General features: G+C 59.2%; 13 protein-coding genes. 8 read left to right on the top strand and 5 right to left on the bottom strand.

Going from position 1 to position 15,468, the window contains the following annotated elements:
• Positions 1–79 precede the first annotated feature (79 nt).
• The 6 genes from DBR46_RS29105 (at position 80) to DBR46_RS29080 (ending at position 4,779) form a co-directional block, all read left to right on the top strand.
• The gene (locus tag DBR46_RS29105) at positions 80–541 is read left to right on the top strand and encodes a hypothetical protein (protein ID WP_124529719.1); all 462 of its coding nucleotides are present in this window, start codon (positions 80–82) and stop codon (positions 539–541) included.
• The gene (locus DBR46_RS29100; protein WP_124529717.1) at positions 538–1,089 is read left to right on the top strand and encodes an adhesin; all 552 of its coding nucleotides are present in this window, start codon (positions 538–540) and stop codon (positions 1,087–1,089) included. Before DBR46_RS29105 ends, DBR46_RS29100 begins: the two co-directional genes overlap by 4 nt.
• Positions 1,090–1,156: 67 nt before the next feature.
• Positions 1,157–1,894 carry a hypothetical protein gene (locus DBR46_RS29095; RefSeq protein WP_124529715.1) on the top strand — a complete coding sequence of 246 codons (738 nt, stop codon included), beginning with the start codon at positions 1,157–1,159 and terminating at the stop codon, positions 1,892–1,894.
• A 62-nt stretch (positions 1,895–1,956) separates the two neighbouring features.
• Entirely contained in the window at positions 1,957–2,637 is a 681-nt protein-coding gene (locus DBR46_RS29090) for a C39 family peptidase (RefSeq protein ID WP_124529713.1), read from the top strand.
• Positions 2,638–2,675: 38 nt separating this feature from the next.
• On the top strand, positions 2,676–3,422 hold the full coding sequence (locus DBR46_RS29085; RefSeq protein ID WP_124529711.1) for a hypothetical protein: 747 nt from the start codon (positions 2,676–2,678) through the stop codon (positions 3,420–3,422).
• 49 nt (positions 3,423–3,471) lie between these two features.
• Positions 3,472–4,779, top strand: coding sequence for a hypothetical protein (locus tag DBR46_RS29080; protein ID WP_124529709.1), 1,308 nt, complete (start codon positions 3,472–3,474; stop codon positions 4,777–4,779).
• Positions 4,780–4,843: 64 nt separating this feature from the next.
• On the opposite strand, the gene DBR46_RS29075 is transcribed toward DBR46_RS29080, so the two are convergent.
• A complete protein-coding gene (locus DBR46_RS29075; RefSeq protein ID WP_124529707.1) occupies positions 4,844–6,169 on the bottom strand; it encodes a sigma-54 dependent transcriptional regulator in 1,326 nt (441 codons plus the stop codon).
• A 345-nt stretch (positions 6,170–6,514) separates the two neighbouring features.
• Between DBR46_RS29075 and DBR46_RS29070 the strand changes: the two genes are divergently transcribed.
• Positions 6,515–6,775 carry a hypothetical protein gene (locus DBR46_RS29070; protein WP_124529705.1) on the top strand — a complete coding sequence of 87 codons (261 nt, stop codon included), beginning with the start codon at positions 6,515–6,517 and terminating at the stop codon, positions 6,773–6,775.
• Between the two features lies 1 nt (position 6,776).
• Here the strand turns inward: DBR46_RS29070 and DBR46_RS29065 are convergent, their stop codons facing one another.
• The 4 genes from DBR46_RS29065 to gnd form a co-directional block, all read right to left on the bottom strand.
• On the bottom strand, positions 6,777–11,495 hold the full coding sequence (locus DBR46_RS29065; protein WP_124529703.1) for a DUF6543 domain-containing protein: 4,719 nt from the start codon (positions 11,493–11,495) through the stop codon (positions 6,777–6,779).
• Between the two features lie 96 nt (positions 11,496–11,591).
• The gene (locus tag DBR46_RS29060; protein ID WP_124529701.1) at positions 11,592–12,422 is read right to left on the bottom strand and encodes an HAD family hydrolase; all 831 of its coding nucleotides are present in this window, start codon (positions 12,420–12,422) and stop codon (positions 11,592–11,594) included.
• Positions 12,419–13,942 (bottom strand): glucose-6-phosphate dehydrogenase, encoded by a 1,524-nt coding sequence (gene zwf / locus DBR46_RS29055; RefSeq protein WP_124529699.1) that lies wholly within the window; start codon positions 13,940–13,942, stop codon positions 12,419–12,421. The genes DBR46_RS29060 and zwf overlap by 4 nt, the downstream gene beginning before the upstream one ends.
• Positions 13,939–14,922, bottom strand: coding sequence for a phosphogluconate dehydrogenase (NAD(+)-dependent, decarboxylating) (gene gnd, locus DBR46_RS29050; RefSeq protein WP_124529697.1), 984 nt, complete (start codon positions 14,920–14,922; stop codon positions 13,939–13,941). Before gnd ends, zwf begins: the two co-directional genes overlap by 4 nt.
• Before the next feature lie 269 nt (positions 14,923–15,191).
• Here gnd and DBR46_RS30400 point away from each other — a divergent pair, with 269 nt between their 5' ends.
• Positions 15,192–15,368 (top strand): DUF6026 family protein, encoded by a 177-nt coding sequence (locus DBR46_RS30400; RefSeq protein ID WP_256659418.1) that lies wholly within the window; start codon positions 15,192–15,194, stop codon positions 15,366–15,368.
• The last annotated feature ends 100 nt before the right edge of the window (positions 15,369–15,468 follow it).

Genomic DNA, 15,468 nt, shown 5'->3' with positions numbered 1-15,468 from the left:
CAATTAAAAAGCGGCACGGCTTCTGCTCTATCCCTTACAGCGCTGTTTAGGGTCAGCGCGAAGAATAAGGAATGCCGCCGTGATCACACTCACTCAAGGTTCGATGAACGTACTGCTGATCAGCTGTGTACTCAGCGTTGGCATCAGTGCTCCGACCCTGGCCGGCGACGGCATTATCGTGACAGGCCGCAATGTGCAAGGGCACATGGCAGGTCGCGCATCGTTCGGTCCTGATCCATACCCCCAAACCGCCAACGTCAATCCGAGCCGGGAAATCCATGGCGCCCTTTCCGGCGAACTGAGCGACCGCGACTTCGGCAACGTCAGCAGCGGCTTGAGCATCAACCGTTCCCTCCAGCCCAACGGCAATCTCTCCGGCTTGAGTGCCACACAAAACAGCATGTCCACCCTGGGCGCTGGCGCAGCCGCCAGCCGCAGTGGCGCCAGCAGTGGCGGCATGGGCGGGCAGATCAGCGGCTCGATCCAACGTGGTCTGGCGCCCCTGAACAACCTTGGCGGCATGATGGGAGGCAAACAATGACACGCTCCCTGCTCATCCTCGCCCTGCTCACCAGCACCTCAGCGATGGCCGACAACACTGCCGTGATGAACAACAGCGGCAAAGCCTACAACGGCAACGTGATGATCAACCAGTCGGCGGGCAACCAGCAGCAAACCGCCAACAATCGCGCGATTGCACTCGGTGGCCAGGCCACCACCCGCAACATCCAGAACATGGATGGCAAGGTCGACCCCTCCCTGAATGCCAAGGCAGCGATCGAGGGCAACTCTTTTACCAATGGCAACGGCATGTTGGGTATCAACCAGTCCGCCGGGGCCAATAACCAATTAGTCAATGCCGTGAGGATCAGCGTCAACGCTGGCCCGCAAAGCATCGACGACAGCGTCCTGTTGCAACAGAACACGACGACGCTGGCAACCGACTCAGGGCTCACCCCCACCACTGGCAGCCGCCAAGTCGTGACAAGCGACCAGGCCTTCACAGGCAGCCGAGGAGTGATTCAGGTGAACCAGAGTGCTGGGGTGGGGAACCGAGTGGCTAACACCCTGGGCATCACTATCAAGTAAAGGCTTGGTAGCACTAGTTAGACCGTACCAACACTTAACCAACTAATTAGAAGCAAGGAGAAACACCATGAAACCTCAAATGGCTCTGAAACCAATGGTTTTCGCTCTCGCCGCACTCATGGCTGCTGCTGCTCAAGCAGGTGGCTGGCACCCTGCACCTCAACCAACCGGCACTATTGCCGCCGTCGTTACGGACGTGCAAAACAGCGGGCTGAACAAGTTCGACGACACTAAAACTGAAAACAACGCCTCGGCCGATAACTCGGTCAACAGCAATAACGGTAACACTGGGGTCAACGCTCAAGCCGGCAGTGGCAACCAGGCAGATAACTCTGCTGCCATCTCCAGCGCTAAAGGCGATGCTGCAACCGTATTCGGCGTGGTCGATGTGAATCAAAACAGCGGGCTGAACAGCTTCGTGAACAAAGGCACGCAAAACAACGCTTCGCTGGATAACTCGGTTAACTGGAACTCCGGCAACGTGGGTTACAACGGTCAAGCCGGCCAAGGTAACCAAGGCAAAAACAACTTGGCGATCGTGACTGCTGACGGCAAAAACATCGCTGCCGCGGCCAACACTGAGCAAAACTCGCTCGCCAACAGCTACCTCAACGCCGCAGCCAGCGGGTATGGCCATCACGGCAAACCTCAGTATGTGTCGAACAACTCCAGCCTCGACAACTCGGTTAACCACAACTCCGGCAACGTAGGTGTGAACCTGCAATCCGGTTCGGGTAACCAAGGCAGCAACAGCCTGTCGATTGGTCAAGGTTGCACTGTCTGCGCCAGCGGCGTGCGCTTCTGATGTGACGAGGGCCTTGGCAACAAGGCCCTTTTTTATTCCAGTGTCCAACAGGTCATTCGATCATGCGCCTCGCGACCCTCACCCTCTTGATGTTGCTCACCGGCCCGACCTGGGCAGGCACCATGGCGATCTCCGCCTTGCCTGGCGGTGCAGTCATCTACAAGAAGGTCGAGAGTATCCGTGAACGCCGCTTCGCCAACCTGGTGGAACAGAAAACCGATTTCAGCTGCGGCGCTGCCGCACTCGCCACCATCCTGCGCCAGGGTTATTGGCTCGACGTAGATGAAGAACACGTGATCAAAGGCATGCTGGTCAACGCCGACCAGGACCTGGTACGCACCCAGGGGTTTTCCATGCTGGACATGAAGCGCTACCTCGAAAGCATCGGCATGCGTGCCCGGGGCTACAAGATCGGGCCAGACACCTTGGCGACCTTGAAGATCCCTGTGGTGGTGTTGCTGGAGATTCGTGGCTACAAGCACTTCGTGGTACTGCAGCGTTCGGACAAGGACTGGGTCTATATCGGCGACCCGGTGCTGGGCCATAAACGCTACTCACACGATGATTTCGTCAAAGGTTGGAATGGCATCGTCTTCGCCGTGCTGGGTGAAGGGTACGACAAGGCCAACGCCCTGCTCGACCCGCCCTTGCCGCTGACTGCCAAGAACCAGTTGAATGAGTTCAGGCCTATAGGCGATGCCGAGCTGATGGACTTCGGTTTCATCCAAAGCGACTTCTTCTAAGAAGCGCAATAAGGGGCAGGACGCTCCAGGAGCAAAAGATGAACACTTACCGTTGGCTGACGGTCATGTGCCTGGCAGCCTCAATGCCCGCTTATGCTTCATCGGCGTTCAAGCCCATTGAACTCAAGGATTCGGAAATGGCCGAGCTACGCGGCCGTTACGTGATGCCGGGGCGAATCATCAGCTTTGGCATTGTCATGAGCAGCACCTTCAAAGATGCCGCCGGAAACATCATCACCGGCACGGCCAACATGCAGATCGACTCGTCCACGGTCACCCCGCAGTTTTATGTGCATACCTACGGTTCTTCGGGGACGGGCACTGGCCAAGGGCCGGGCACCGGCACGGTAACCGGAGGCGCCGGCTTGGGCAGCGGCCAAGGCGTAACGCAAAGCGTACGCGCCGCCGGCGATGGCAACACGGCCTACAACAATGTCGGTATCAGCGTGACTGAAAATGGCTTTGCGCCCGCCAATGTCGTGCAATCCGGGGAAGTACTCCTGGCGGGTGGCGTGGTCAGGGGCACAAGCGCGGCAGGTGATATCGCCGTTTCCGCGCAAAACGGCGGTCTGCAAATGGCGATTCAAGCCAAGAACAACCAAGGCAACAGTCTCCAGCAGATCGGTGGCGGTAACGTGGGCCAATCCATCCGCCTGACCGGCAACGCCAACTTCGTCAACAACATGACCCAACTCAACGTGGTGATGGGCAATAACGGACTGAATAACCCAGCGCTGAACTGCAACCTGGACCAACTCAAAGGCCTACGCGCTCTCGGTTATTGAACTACGCTGACCCTCGACACTTTCGCATTAGAAAAGGACGGCTTATTTCATGCATCGATCGTTATCGCTACGTGCGGTGGTCTGTTTAAGTACGCTCTTGCCCGCATCCATGTTGTATGCCGCGCCAGACGCCGATATCGAGACCCTCAAACAGGAACTTCTGGAACTCAAGCAGCGGTACGAAGTGCAGCAAAAGGCCCTGGCCGTGCTGGAGCAGCGGGTACGCCAGGTTGAGGATCAGCCGGCGACCCCGGCACCGAAACGCCTGGCCAAATCCCCGGCAGACTTCCAGAAAGCCAGCGGCGCCACCGTTGCCGGCACTGGCGCTGCCGCCGCATCGGGTGGCGCGGGCGGTGGCGGCAGTTCTTATGGCCAGGCCCTCAAGGACGATTCGGCCCCTGCGCAAAGCGTGAGCAACCTCTACAACGAAGCCAGCGGCTTTTTCGGCAATGGCAATTTCAGCTTTGAAACCGGCATCACCTACGCGCGTTACGACGCTCGCCAACTGACCCTTAACGGTTTCCTGGCGCTGGACTCGATCTTCCTCGGCAATATCAACCTGGACCGCATCAAGTCCGACAACTGGACCCTGGACCTGACCGGGCGCTACAACGTCGACAACCGTTGGCAGTTCGACGTCAACGTGCCGGTGGTGTACCGCGAGTCGACCTACCAATCCGGCGGCGCCAACGGCGGCAGCGGCACTTCGACCTCCGAAGAGTCGGTGTCTCGCGATCCGACCATTGGTGATGTCAACTTCGGGGTGTCCTACAAGTTCCTCGACGAAACCCCGTCCCTGCCGGATGCGGTGGTGTCGGTGCGGGTCAAGGCGCCGACGGGCAAAGAGCCATTCGGGATCAAGCTGGTGCAGTCGGCGGCCAATACCAACCTTTATGTGCCCGAGAACTTGCCGACGGGCAACGGCGTATGGTCGATCACGCCAGGCATCTCGCTGGTGAAGACCTTCGATCCCGCCGTGTTGTTTGGCTCGCTGTCTTACACCCACAACTTTGAAGGCTCGTTTGACGACATCAGCAGCGACGTCAACCAGAAAGTCGGCGGCAAAGTCGCCCTTGGCGACAGCTTCCAACTCGGCGTCGGCGTAGCCTTCGCGCTGAACGAGAAGATGAGTATGTCGTTTTCGGTCTCCGACCTGATCCAGCGCAAGAGCAAGCTCAAGCCTGACGGTGGCGACTGGCAATCGGTGGTGTCCAGCGACGCCAACGCAGGGTACTTCAACGTGGGCATGACGATTGCTGCGTCGGATAACCTGACAATCGTGCCCAACCTGGCCATCGGCATGACCGACGATGCGCCGGACTTCACTTTCAGCCTGAAATTCCCTTACTACTTCTGATTGCCACACAAGGAAAAGCCCCGCAACGATAAGGGTCGTTGCGGGGCTTTTCGGTTTACCCGCCCTAGCGGATCTGGTGTTTGTGCAGCAACCGGTAGAACGTCGGCCGGGAAACCCCCAGCACACGGGCGGCGACACTCAGGTTGTCGCTGTGCCGGTTGAGCACATCGCACAGCGCCTGGCGTTCGGCGCGGTGCTTGTAATCCTCCAGTGTAGCCATCGGCGAAACAATTGCCTGCTCACTTTGCAATCCCAGATCAACGGCTTCGATCTGCCGCCCTTCGGCCAGTACCAGGCCGCGGCGCACGCGGTTTGCCAGCTCACGGACATTGCCCGGCCAAGGGTGTTTTCCCATCGCGACCAGGGCGCTTTCGCTGAAGCTGCGTGGGCGGCGCCCGGTTTCCTGGCTGTAGAAGCGTGAAAAGTGGTTGGCCAACATGGCTACGTCACCGTGGCGCTCGCGCAGGGGCGCGGTCACCACTTGCAGGACATTGAGGCGGTAATACAGGTCTTCACGAAAGACGCCCTTCTCGACCGCCGCTTCCAGATCGACGTGGGTCGCAGCCAATACCCGCACATCCACGGGGATCGGCTGGCTTCCACCGACGCGCTCGATCTGCTTCTCCTGGAGAAAACGCAGCAGGTTGGCTTGCAGCTCCATGGGCAGGTCGCCGATCTCATCGAGAAACAGCGTGCCACCGTGGGCCGCTTCGATCCGCCCGACCTTGCGCTGATGAGCACCGGTGAACGCGCCCTTCTCATGGCCGAACAGTTCCGACTGGATCAGGTGTTCCGGAATCGCGCCGCAGTTGATCGCGACAAACGGCCTGGCATGGCGTTGGGATTGACGGTGCAGGGTCTTGGCCACCAACTCCTTGCCGGTGCCGCTGTCGCCACGGATCAGCACCGGGGATTCGGTGGGGGCCAGCTTGGACAACAGCTTGCGCAACTCGCGGATGGGGCGGCTATCACCCAGCAATTCATGCTCGGGCTCGTCCACCGGCGTATTGGCCTGGCCGCGCAGGCGCGCCATGCCAAACGCACGGCCCAACGTGACCTGCACCCGGGACACGTCGAACGGCAAGGTGTGAAAGTCGAAGAACCATTCACATACGAAATCGCCGACGTTCTGCAGGCGCAAGACGTCGTGGCTGAGCACGGCGATCCATTCGGTACCGCTGCGGCCAATCAGTTCCTTGACCGCTTCGGGCCGCTCCAGGTGATAAGGCTGCAACCGCAGCAATCCAACGTCACATGACCTGTCCCCGACGGCTTCCAGCGCACAACTGTCCACCTCCCAGCCGGCCGTGCGTAAACCCGGCAGTAACCCGTGACAGTCGTCACAGGGGTCAACCACCAGCAAGCGGCGCTGCACAGGTGTAACAACCATGACTATTCCTTGGCGTCAAAATTGTTAAATTTATTTAGAAACAACGGTTTGTGATGCCTGATCGTTACAGTAGCAAGGTATTGACGCGTGTCTTGTACCGTTTCGCTATAAGTGTTGGCAAAAAGCCACTTCGCTGTGCTGGGGATGAAAAAGTTGCCGCGCCCGGAAACTTTCATTCAGCTTTCAAAACAGCCGGTTACATGACGCTCATCACGAAAGTTTGAATTTTCTTGCTCTAACATGTGACCCGTACCCCGCCATCGAGCATCAGTACAAGTAACTCGCCGCCTGGCTCGCCCAACCGACGGCACTCCACTTGATTGGGCATTTAGAGAGAAGACCCACATGAACGCCCCGCTCCGCATCAACGAAGCTCTTTTGATCGCAGACCGTGCCTTCCAGCCCTTTCAATGCGTGGCCTGGCATGACGGCAATGGCGCCCTGAGCCTGAGCGTCATCGACCGTACCAACAATCGTATCGGCAGCAAGCAACTGTCTTCGAGCGACTATGCCGACCCGGCGCAACTTGAAGACTTGCTGTTGCAAGCCCGCGCCGAACTCGATAAAGGCGGTTATCAGTTGCAGTCCTGGGCAATGCCCAAGTAACTCAGTGTGACGCCGGTTCGACGTCTTCGGTAAAAAACACTACCTCCGCAACTTCATGGTCAATGTTCGAGCGCAGGACATTGATCAGGAGTTCCTGGTTAATGGCGCGCTGCTTCAACTTCCTATAACTGATGCCACGTTCGGCATAACGCTTGAGCAGTCCTTGGCTAAAGTGATAGCCGATGTCACGCGCCGCCTGCTCTTCGTAGACAAAATGGGCGACCCAGAACGGACGACCCGTAGCGTTTTCACGGATCTCGAAGCGTCGAACCAAGGGTTCTTCCGTCGTCAACTCCACCACATCGATCATCCATGACTTGTACAGAATCAACAGGTTTTCGGACGACGGTGGGCTGCGCATAATCATGCGCTTGCGCGACAGGTTAGCCTGTTCCAGGAAACGCATGACTTCGTCATGCAACATGACCGGTGAGTATTTGAAAAACTCCAGTAAATCCTGGTGCTTGGCCGACGCCGGCGGCTCTTTCAGTGCATCAATGAGCAGGTCCCGCTGCACAATCATCTTGTTGGCGTAATTCACCCACTCGCTGCGTACCCGACGTGGCGACATGCGAGGGATGGCCTCCAACGCAGTAATCTGGGTGACCTGACGGCCCGCCTCACGCCAGAGGCGATTTGCCTCACCGCCGATATCCGCTAGGCGTTCATGGGCGGGCAGGTCCGGCGCAACTGCGGGTTGCACACGCGGCACTTCCTTCCACACCGGCTCCTTGTCGGTGCCCATGCGCTTGAAAGACCACACACTGCGATGGTCGAACGGCTCCAACACATCGACATATTCCTCCATCTCTGCGAGTTCCATGACGCTGCGCCGATTGCCGATTACAAGGCCAGCAAGCACATCGTCGATGATCTGCTTGGAACCACTGGCCGACGATGATGATTGCGTCGCGAGCGGCGTGGCTTCGTACGAGCGATAGGTCGCGATCAAATCCTGTTCGAGCTCCTCGAGCAGGCCGCGTATAAAACTGCGGTAGACGCCTATCGCCCAGGCATTGATGTAGCGCGGGTATGGCCCCAACTGATAGGACAGGCGACTGTTGGCCAAGACCAGAGTGTCGAGTCCGTCGTTCAGCACCCGCAGTTGCTGGCCCAGGTTGAAACGGCCCGGGGTGAAAAGCTCGCGACGGCTCAACAGTTTCAAACTGCACAGCGAGGTGACTTCTTGAATCAGGTCGAGGGTGGCGTCCCTGTAACAGGTGGCGCTGGCATCAAAACACCCTAGAGCAAGCGTGCGCAGTTGCAACTCCTGCCATTTCAGTGAAATCCGCCGCCCCGCCCAGACGGGTGTATCCAAAATGGCGACCGAGGTATCGGCAAGACGACCGTGCTGCTTCATCGTCTCAAAACGCCCTTCCGCCTCTTTGCAGGCTTCGATGGCTTTTTGTTGCAACGCCACATAATCGGGCAACGTGGCCGCCACCTGTCGCAAGGTCGCGGGCGTCAGCACCACCTCGCTGAGGCTGGACGCATCAAAGGACGTCACCCGGATCTGGTCTTGCATCAACATCAAGTTGCGCTTGCCACTATACAGCGTCACCTGGATTCGCCGCGCCTTGACCACACCGGAGGAGAACCTGTTGGACAACGCGCTGAAATCCCGTACCAGCAACAGTTGCCGACGGCGCACCAAGGCATCGAGTAACGTCACCGCGCACCAGTGCGATGCATCGGCCTTGAACAACTCATCATCAATCAATGCCCCGGTTCCCGGCTCGGCGACTCGGTGCGTAATGCCTTCCAGGGTTTCATTGTCGGTAAAAACCTGGCCGTCGAATTGCCTGATCAACGTGTCGTACTCGGCGTCCAGCTCGATTCGCCGTTGCTCATCACTTTTCAGCTTGCTCAGGCGCAGTTGTTCCAGCTTCAAGGCCTGGTTCAGGTCTTCCGGCTGCTTTGGCTCGGGAGCGAACCCCCACAACCCTGCCCCTGTGGACATCAAGGCAGGGCCGTCACGCGTCACCAACTCATCGCTGACCACCCGGACAACCCCATCATGGTCTTCGACCTTGAACCACTCCCCCGCAATATCGGCAAACATGCTGCCATTGGCGCGGTACAGCCCACGGTAGTTTCCCGTGTGAATACGTTGCGCGTAGGGGAGTACCCGTACACGATACAACGCCAACTCCGCCTGTCGAATCACCGAAAGGCGGCTGTATAGGCCGCTCCAGGTCTGCTCCAGGCTGTTATCGCCACGCACCAGCAAAGACGCACCTTGTTCAGTCGGCAACTGCTCTGGGGTGGCTCTGCTGGTGTTACCCCCTTCGGAAGGCAGCTCTGCCGCTTCCGACCAGCTCATTTCGATAGACTGCTCCAAGTCAGCCCCTTCGGACATTGCCAACAACGTATCAGCCGCCACTGGTGCTACCGGCGTGGTGGAGACACCGCCCCGACTCAATAGAATCAAACCAATATTGAGCAGCAAATCGGCGATCGTGCCTGCCTTGCCTTGAACCCCGTCGGAAGCGAGCTCTTTCACATCCTGCGCGATGGCCCACGCGCCAAGCAACCAGCCAGCCGCCTGGGCAACAGGGCCACCATACAGGGTCAGGACCAGTGCCAGACCCAAGCCGAAATGGCGCTTGATCCAATCCCAGAGGTTTTCCATCCCCTTCAACAGTGGCCGCTGCGGGAGGTCGGATAACGCTTCCACGGCACTGGTGAACAGCGCGCCCATGTAGTCGCCCTGCACGACGTCTTGCACATGGGTAACGGGGTCTTTCGTCCACACGCTGTCGTTGAAATCCATTAATTGGAACACTTCGGGACCAGGAATGGGCAAGCCCGGTATCAGGTAGCGGCTGCGCCCGGGCTCGGTCATCCAGGCCAACACCTGGTATTGCAACGACCCCGGTTGGCGGATGGCGCTGAGAATTGCGTCCCAGCTGGAAAACTCGATCAGCTTCACCTTGGCCATCGGCCGATAAAGAAGATGGCTGCCGGCGCTGACATCCTCGGGGCCGATCACATACATGTTATGCACGTAATCGGGACCGCCATCGTTGGTCTTGAACGCCAAAGGACGCAGGACGATGGCTTGCTCACCGACCTTGCGCGCCGACTCTTCGGGCTGCAGTACTGCGACTACCGCGTCATACGCCCAACGCGAAAAGGCTTTGGGGTACTTGAGGTGGTACTCCAGTGCCAACATGGGCAATTGCAGACCCAATTGCTCCGTAAACCGCGCCTTTCGCCAGGTGGCCTGCGCCTGGTCCTGGAACAGGCCGACGATCAATTGCGCAAAACTACCGCCGATATTGGCAGCCGTGATCAGGCCCATGATGTCGCCGACAGTCAACCCAAAATCGGTGCCTTCAGGCTCGCTCGGGGCCAGGGACAACCGCCCGGGCTCCAGCTCGCTCAAACCAAGCCAGGCGAGCGCCGGTAGCGTCCACACTGCGTGGGTCAGTAACGGCAGCACATGCCAGAAAGGTTTTACCGTACCCGAGCGGTCAGGTTCGTCCAGCTTCATGCGCAGGGTCACCGCATCGGGGGAGAACGCCTGTTTGTCTGGGAAATTCTTGATCATCTGTGCGGACAACGCGTTCCTGGCAAACGTATCAAGGGACGGAACGCCTTCATCAAAAGGCTTCCAGCCTGGCTGACGCACAGCGTTCGCCAGGTCGATGGCGTAGCGGGCCATGTCCATCTGGAGCTCCGCCGGCGCCTGCAACAGCCAGTTGGGCAAGGCGGCACGCAAGCGCGCCAGACGCGGCGATTCGATGGGGGCGGTATCAAAATCGCGGGTCACCACCCGCAAAGCGCGCTCCAACACGCGCAACTCACTGTTGTATGGTCGAACCAGGGGCAACAAGGCCTTGATGTCCGCGAGCTGCTTGGCGAGGAACGTCAAGCTGAAGCTGTCAAAAACATTGCCGCCGGGGGCATACAGTCGCCATTGCATGTGGTGGCCCGGGGCAATATCACTGAGCAGATTGACCAGCCAATCTCCCAGCGCGTGCAGCGAGTCGAAGGCTTGAATTCCCCTGGCCAGGGTGAACAACAACACCCGGGTGGTGCCCCCCTCCTGACGGACCAAAACCAGGCCGCGGAGCATTTGCAGGTTCGTCGCGCCCGACTCCCCCCACTGATCAACGATGTAGGCACGCGTGCCATTGGTCCGCTGCGGGTCGACGATCACATCGATGACCATATCCAATTGCTCGCTGGTAGCTTGCGCGCTACCGGCGGCCAACAACAAAGCATTCTTGAGTACATCCGCAAGCCACCGGAAGCGCACCGTGCCGCTGGCATCTCGCGCCATCCAGTAGTCAACCAGTGCCTCCTGGTAATCCTCAAGCAAGGTTGCGCCACGCTCATTGATCACCTGCTCGAGATCGCTGTTTTTCACGTGCAGCGCGACCGGCGCACCATTGCCTGGGCTCTGTGCCAGGAACTGGCCCTGGGTGTAGTCGACGAATCGCCCTGTGGCGCAGCGCTCAATCAGCGCATCGACCACGGTCAGGCTGCTGTGACCTTCCAACTTGAGGGCCTTGCCATCAAAACTGTAAAGCGGCGCCATCAGGACAGGCTGGGCCTGGTCGATGGTAAGCCAGCGGTATCGCTCACCCAGACTGCGTTGCAAGGACTTGACCGCTACCTCCTGCAAACTGGGGCACGATAGAAAATAACGCCGCAGCGTCTGCGCCAGGAACAACGCATAGGAGTTGGGGGACAAGGAGACTTCGGGGTTCATGGCACGCTTCCTTTTAAACAACAGCGCCCCGAAGATCGGGGCGCCAAGGTCGGCCATCAGTGTTCAGACATTGCAGGATGCGCAGGCGGTAGCGGGCTATCGCACACCCGCAGAAAGAATGAAACGTTCAAACGCTTCAGCCGCGCCTTCTTCGACATTACTGCCAGTGACCACACTGGCCTGGCGTTTGACCGCTTCTTCAGCCTGCCCCATGGCGATCGACAGCCCGGCCACATGAAACATCGCCGGATCATTGCCGCCGTCGCCAATCGCGACGGTCTGCTCCAGGGCAACCCCGAGGTGTGCAGCCAGTGTTTTCAGCGCCTCGCCCTTGTTGGCCAACATCGCCGTCACATCCAGGTAAACCGGTTGCGAACGCGAGACCTGAGCCAAGCCTTGCACCTTGGGCTGCAACAACGCTTCCAGCTCAATCAACCGTTGGGTGTCGAGGCTGGCGGCAACGATTTTGTCAATTCGGTCCAGATACGGCTCGAAGCTCTCCACCACGACCGGCCCGTAGCCCAGGCCATCAGCCTCGCGCTGCACCATCGGCCCGGGAGGATCACGGCGCAACCAGTCGCCGTCGGCAAACACCCAGACCTCCACATCCGGCTCGGCCGAAAACAGCGCCAGGGTGACCAGCGCCGCTTCGGCGGGCAGATGATGGGCGACCAGCACGCTGCCGTCGGGATTGATCAGCGTGCCGCCATTGAAGCCCGCCACCGGGATATCGATGCCAAAGGCCTCGACCAGATGCAACATGGCCTTGGGCGGGCGCCCGCTGGCCAGGCTGAAAAACACCCCAGCGGCGCGCAAGGCCCGCACCGCATCCAGCGTGCGCTGGCTGAGCCGGTGATCCGGGTGCAGCAACGTACCGTCTACATCACTGAGGACAAATCGGATGGGATGAATCGCGGCATCACTCATCCGAGTGTGTGCCAAGTGCGACCATCACGGGCCAGCAGCACATCTGCCGCTGCCGGGCCATCTTCGCCGGCCTTGTAGGCCTCGATCCCGTCATCCTGCTTCCACGCATCGAGGAACGGCTGCACCGCGCGCCAGCCGTTTTCGATATTGTCCGCACGCTGGAACAGGGTCTGGTCGCCGGTCATGCAGTCGTAGATCAGGGTTTCATACCCGGTCGACGGCTGCATTTCGAAGAAGTCCTTGTAGGCAAAACCCAGCTGGATATTGGCCATGTCCAAGGTCGGCCCAGGCTTCTTCGCCAGCAGGTCGAACCACATGCCTTCGTTTGGCTGGATCTGGATTTTCAAATAGGTGGGCTTGAGCTCATCCACTTCGGTGTCGCGAAACTGCGCATAGGGTGCCGGCTTGAAACAGATGACGATTTCGGTGTCGCGCACGCTCATGCGCTTGCCGGTGCGCAGATAGAACGGCACGCCGACCCAGCGCCAGTTGTCGATCATCACCTTGAGGGCGACGAAGGTTTCGGTGCTGCTGTCCGGTGCGACGTTGGCTTCTTCACGGTAACCGGGCAACTGCTTGCCGCCGATTTCACCGGCGGTGTATTGCCCACGTACCGAGTTGGCCCGCGCATCCTCCAGGGACCAGGGACGCACTGCCCCAATCACCTTGGCCTTTTCCCCACGCACGGCGTCGGCACCGAAGGCGGCAGGCGGTTCCATGGCCACCATCGCCAGCAACTGGAACAGGTGGTTGGGCACCATGTCGCGCAAGGTGCCCGTTTTTTCGAAGAAATTGCCCCGCGTCTCGACGCCGACGGTTTCGGCGGCGGTGATTTGTACGTGGTCAATGTAGTGATTGTTCCAGAACGCTTCGAACAGCACGTTGGAAAAACGGCTGATCAGGATGTTCTGCACGGTTTCCTTGCCCAGGTAATGGTCGATGCGATAGATCTGCTTCTCGCTCATCACCTTGAGCAGGCTGGCGTTCAACGCCTCGGCGGTGGCCAGGTCGGAGCCGAAGGGCTTCTCGATCACCACACGGCGGAAACCTTCCTCGGTTTCCGCCAGCAAGCCGGCACTGCCCAGGCGCTGCACCACTTCACTGAAGAAGCGCGGTGCAGTGGCCAGGTAGAACACCGCATTGCCAGTACCGCTGTCAGCGATTTTCTGACCGATGTCCGCATAGGTGCTGTCGTCGAGGAAGTCGCCCTCTACGTAGCTGATGCCTTTGGCCAACTGGGCCCACAATTGTGGGTCCAGGGCGTTGTCGGCACTGCCCTTGACCTTGCTTGCGGCCTCGGTGCGGATGAAATCTTCGAGCTTCTTGGCAAAGTCCGCGTCACTGATGGCGTTGTGATCAACGCCGACAATGCGCAGGCCATCGCCCAGCAACCCATCGCGACTGAGGTTGTACAGCGCCGGCATCAGCAGGCGCTTGACCAGGTCGCCATGGGCGCCAAACAGAAACAGGGTGGTGGCTGGAGCGGGTTCGGCCTTGGACTTCTTGCCGTTGGCGGTCATTTTTTGGAAGTCTCCACGTGGCCACCGAAGCCGAAGCGCATGGCGGACAGCATTTTGTCACCGTAAGTGCTCTGCTGGCGCGAGCGGAAACGGGCGAACAGCGAGGTGGACAGCACCGGCACCGGCACGGCTTGTTCCATGGCGGCTTCGATGGTCCAGCGGCCTTCGCCACTGTCGGCCACGGAGCCGGAGTAACCGTCGAGTTTCGGGTCGGTGGCCAGGGCGTCGGCGGTCAGGTCCAGCAGCCAGGACGACACCACGCTGCCACGGCGCCAGACTTCGGCGATGTCGGCGACGTTGAGGTCGAAGCGCTGGTCTTCCGGCAGGTTGTCCGAGTTCTTGGTCTTGAGGATGTCAAACCCTTCGGCAAATGCCTGCATCATCCCGTACTCGATGCCGTTGTGGATCATCTTGACGAAGTGCCCGGAACCCGCAGGGCCGGCGTGGATGTAGCCCTGTTCGGCGCGCGGGTCAGCGCTGTCTTTGCGGTCCTTGGTACGCGGGATATTGCCCAGGCCTGGGGCCAGGGTCTTGAAGATCGGGTCGAGGCGCTGCACGGTTGCGGTGTCGCCGCCGATCATCATGCAATAGCCGCGCTCCAGGCCCCAAACGCCGCCGGAGGTGCCGACGTCGACGTAGTGCAGGCCTTTGTCTGCCAGTGCCTTGCCGCGACGCACGTCGTCCTTATAGTTGGTGTTGCCGCCGTCGATGATCACATCGCCGTCTTCCAGCAGCTCGCTCAGTTCATTGATGGTGTCTTCAGTGGGTGCACCTGCAGGCAGCATCACCCAGACGGCGCGGGGCTTTTGCAGCCCGGCGACCAGGGCCTTGAGGTCGGAAACGCCCGTGGCGCCCTCTTCGCTCAAGGTTTTGACAAATGCTTCGTTACGGTCGAAAACTACGGTGGTATGCCCATTGAGCATCAGGCGCCGTGCAATATTCCCGCCCATGCGGCCTAGTCCGATAATCCCCAGTTGCATGTGCTGATGCTCCTAACTACTAAAAAATGTGTGACATAGTTTATAGCGCAATGAGGCTAATGAGGATGAGAACAGTGCAGATCCATTCAGTTTCATGACAAAAAAGTAGCCATCGTTTCACCATCACGGCAGCGAAAGTCACACGACCATCAAAAATAAAAAAGTTCCCTTGCCGCAAAAAAGAATTCAGACTTGCTTCCGACTGATGCCGAGAACCTCGAATCAAGCGTTCTGGCACCGCGATCTACCGGCTATTTGCGAGGCAAGCAATGAGCACAGCACAGATGACCCGCCCTCCACAGACCCTCTACGTCACTGTCCGTCGCGATGAGTTGCGCCAGCTGAAGCATGAGCGCGATCAATTGCAGCAGGAAGTCCTGCGCCTGCGCTCGCACCTGCAAGCCCAGCTCGATCAGGCCTCGATCCCGGCGCTAAGCACCCTGTAAGGCAATCCTTACAAAAAACTCACGAAGTTTTCACACCCCCTTCCCGATACTCCAGCCCCCAAGGGCCGCCCCATGCAAGGGTGGCCTCTGTTGCGTGCAT

This window comes from Pseudomonas sp. KBW05 (assembly GCF_003852405.1).
Taxonomy (GTDB): domain Bacteria; phylum Pseudomonadota; class Gammaproteobacteria; order Pseudomonadales; family Pseudomonadaceae; genus Aquipseudomonas.
This window is presented reverse-complemented; position numbering and strand designations above follow the sequence as displayed.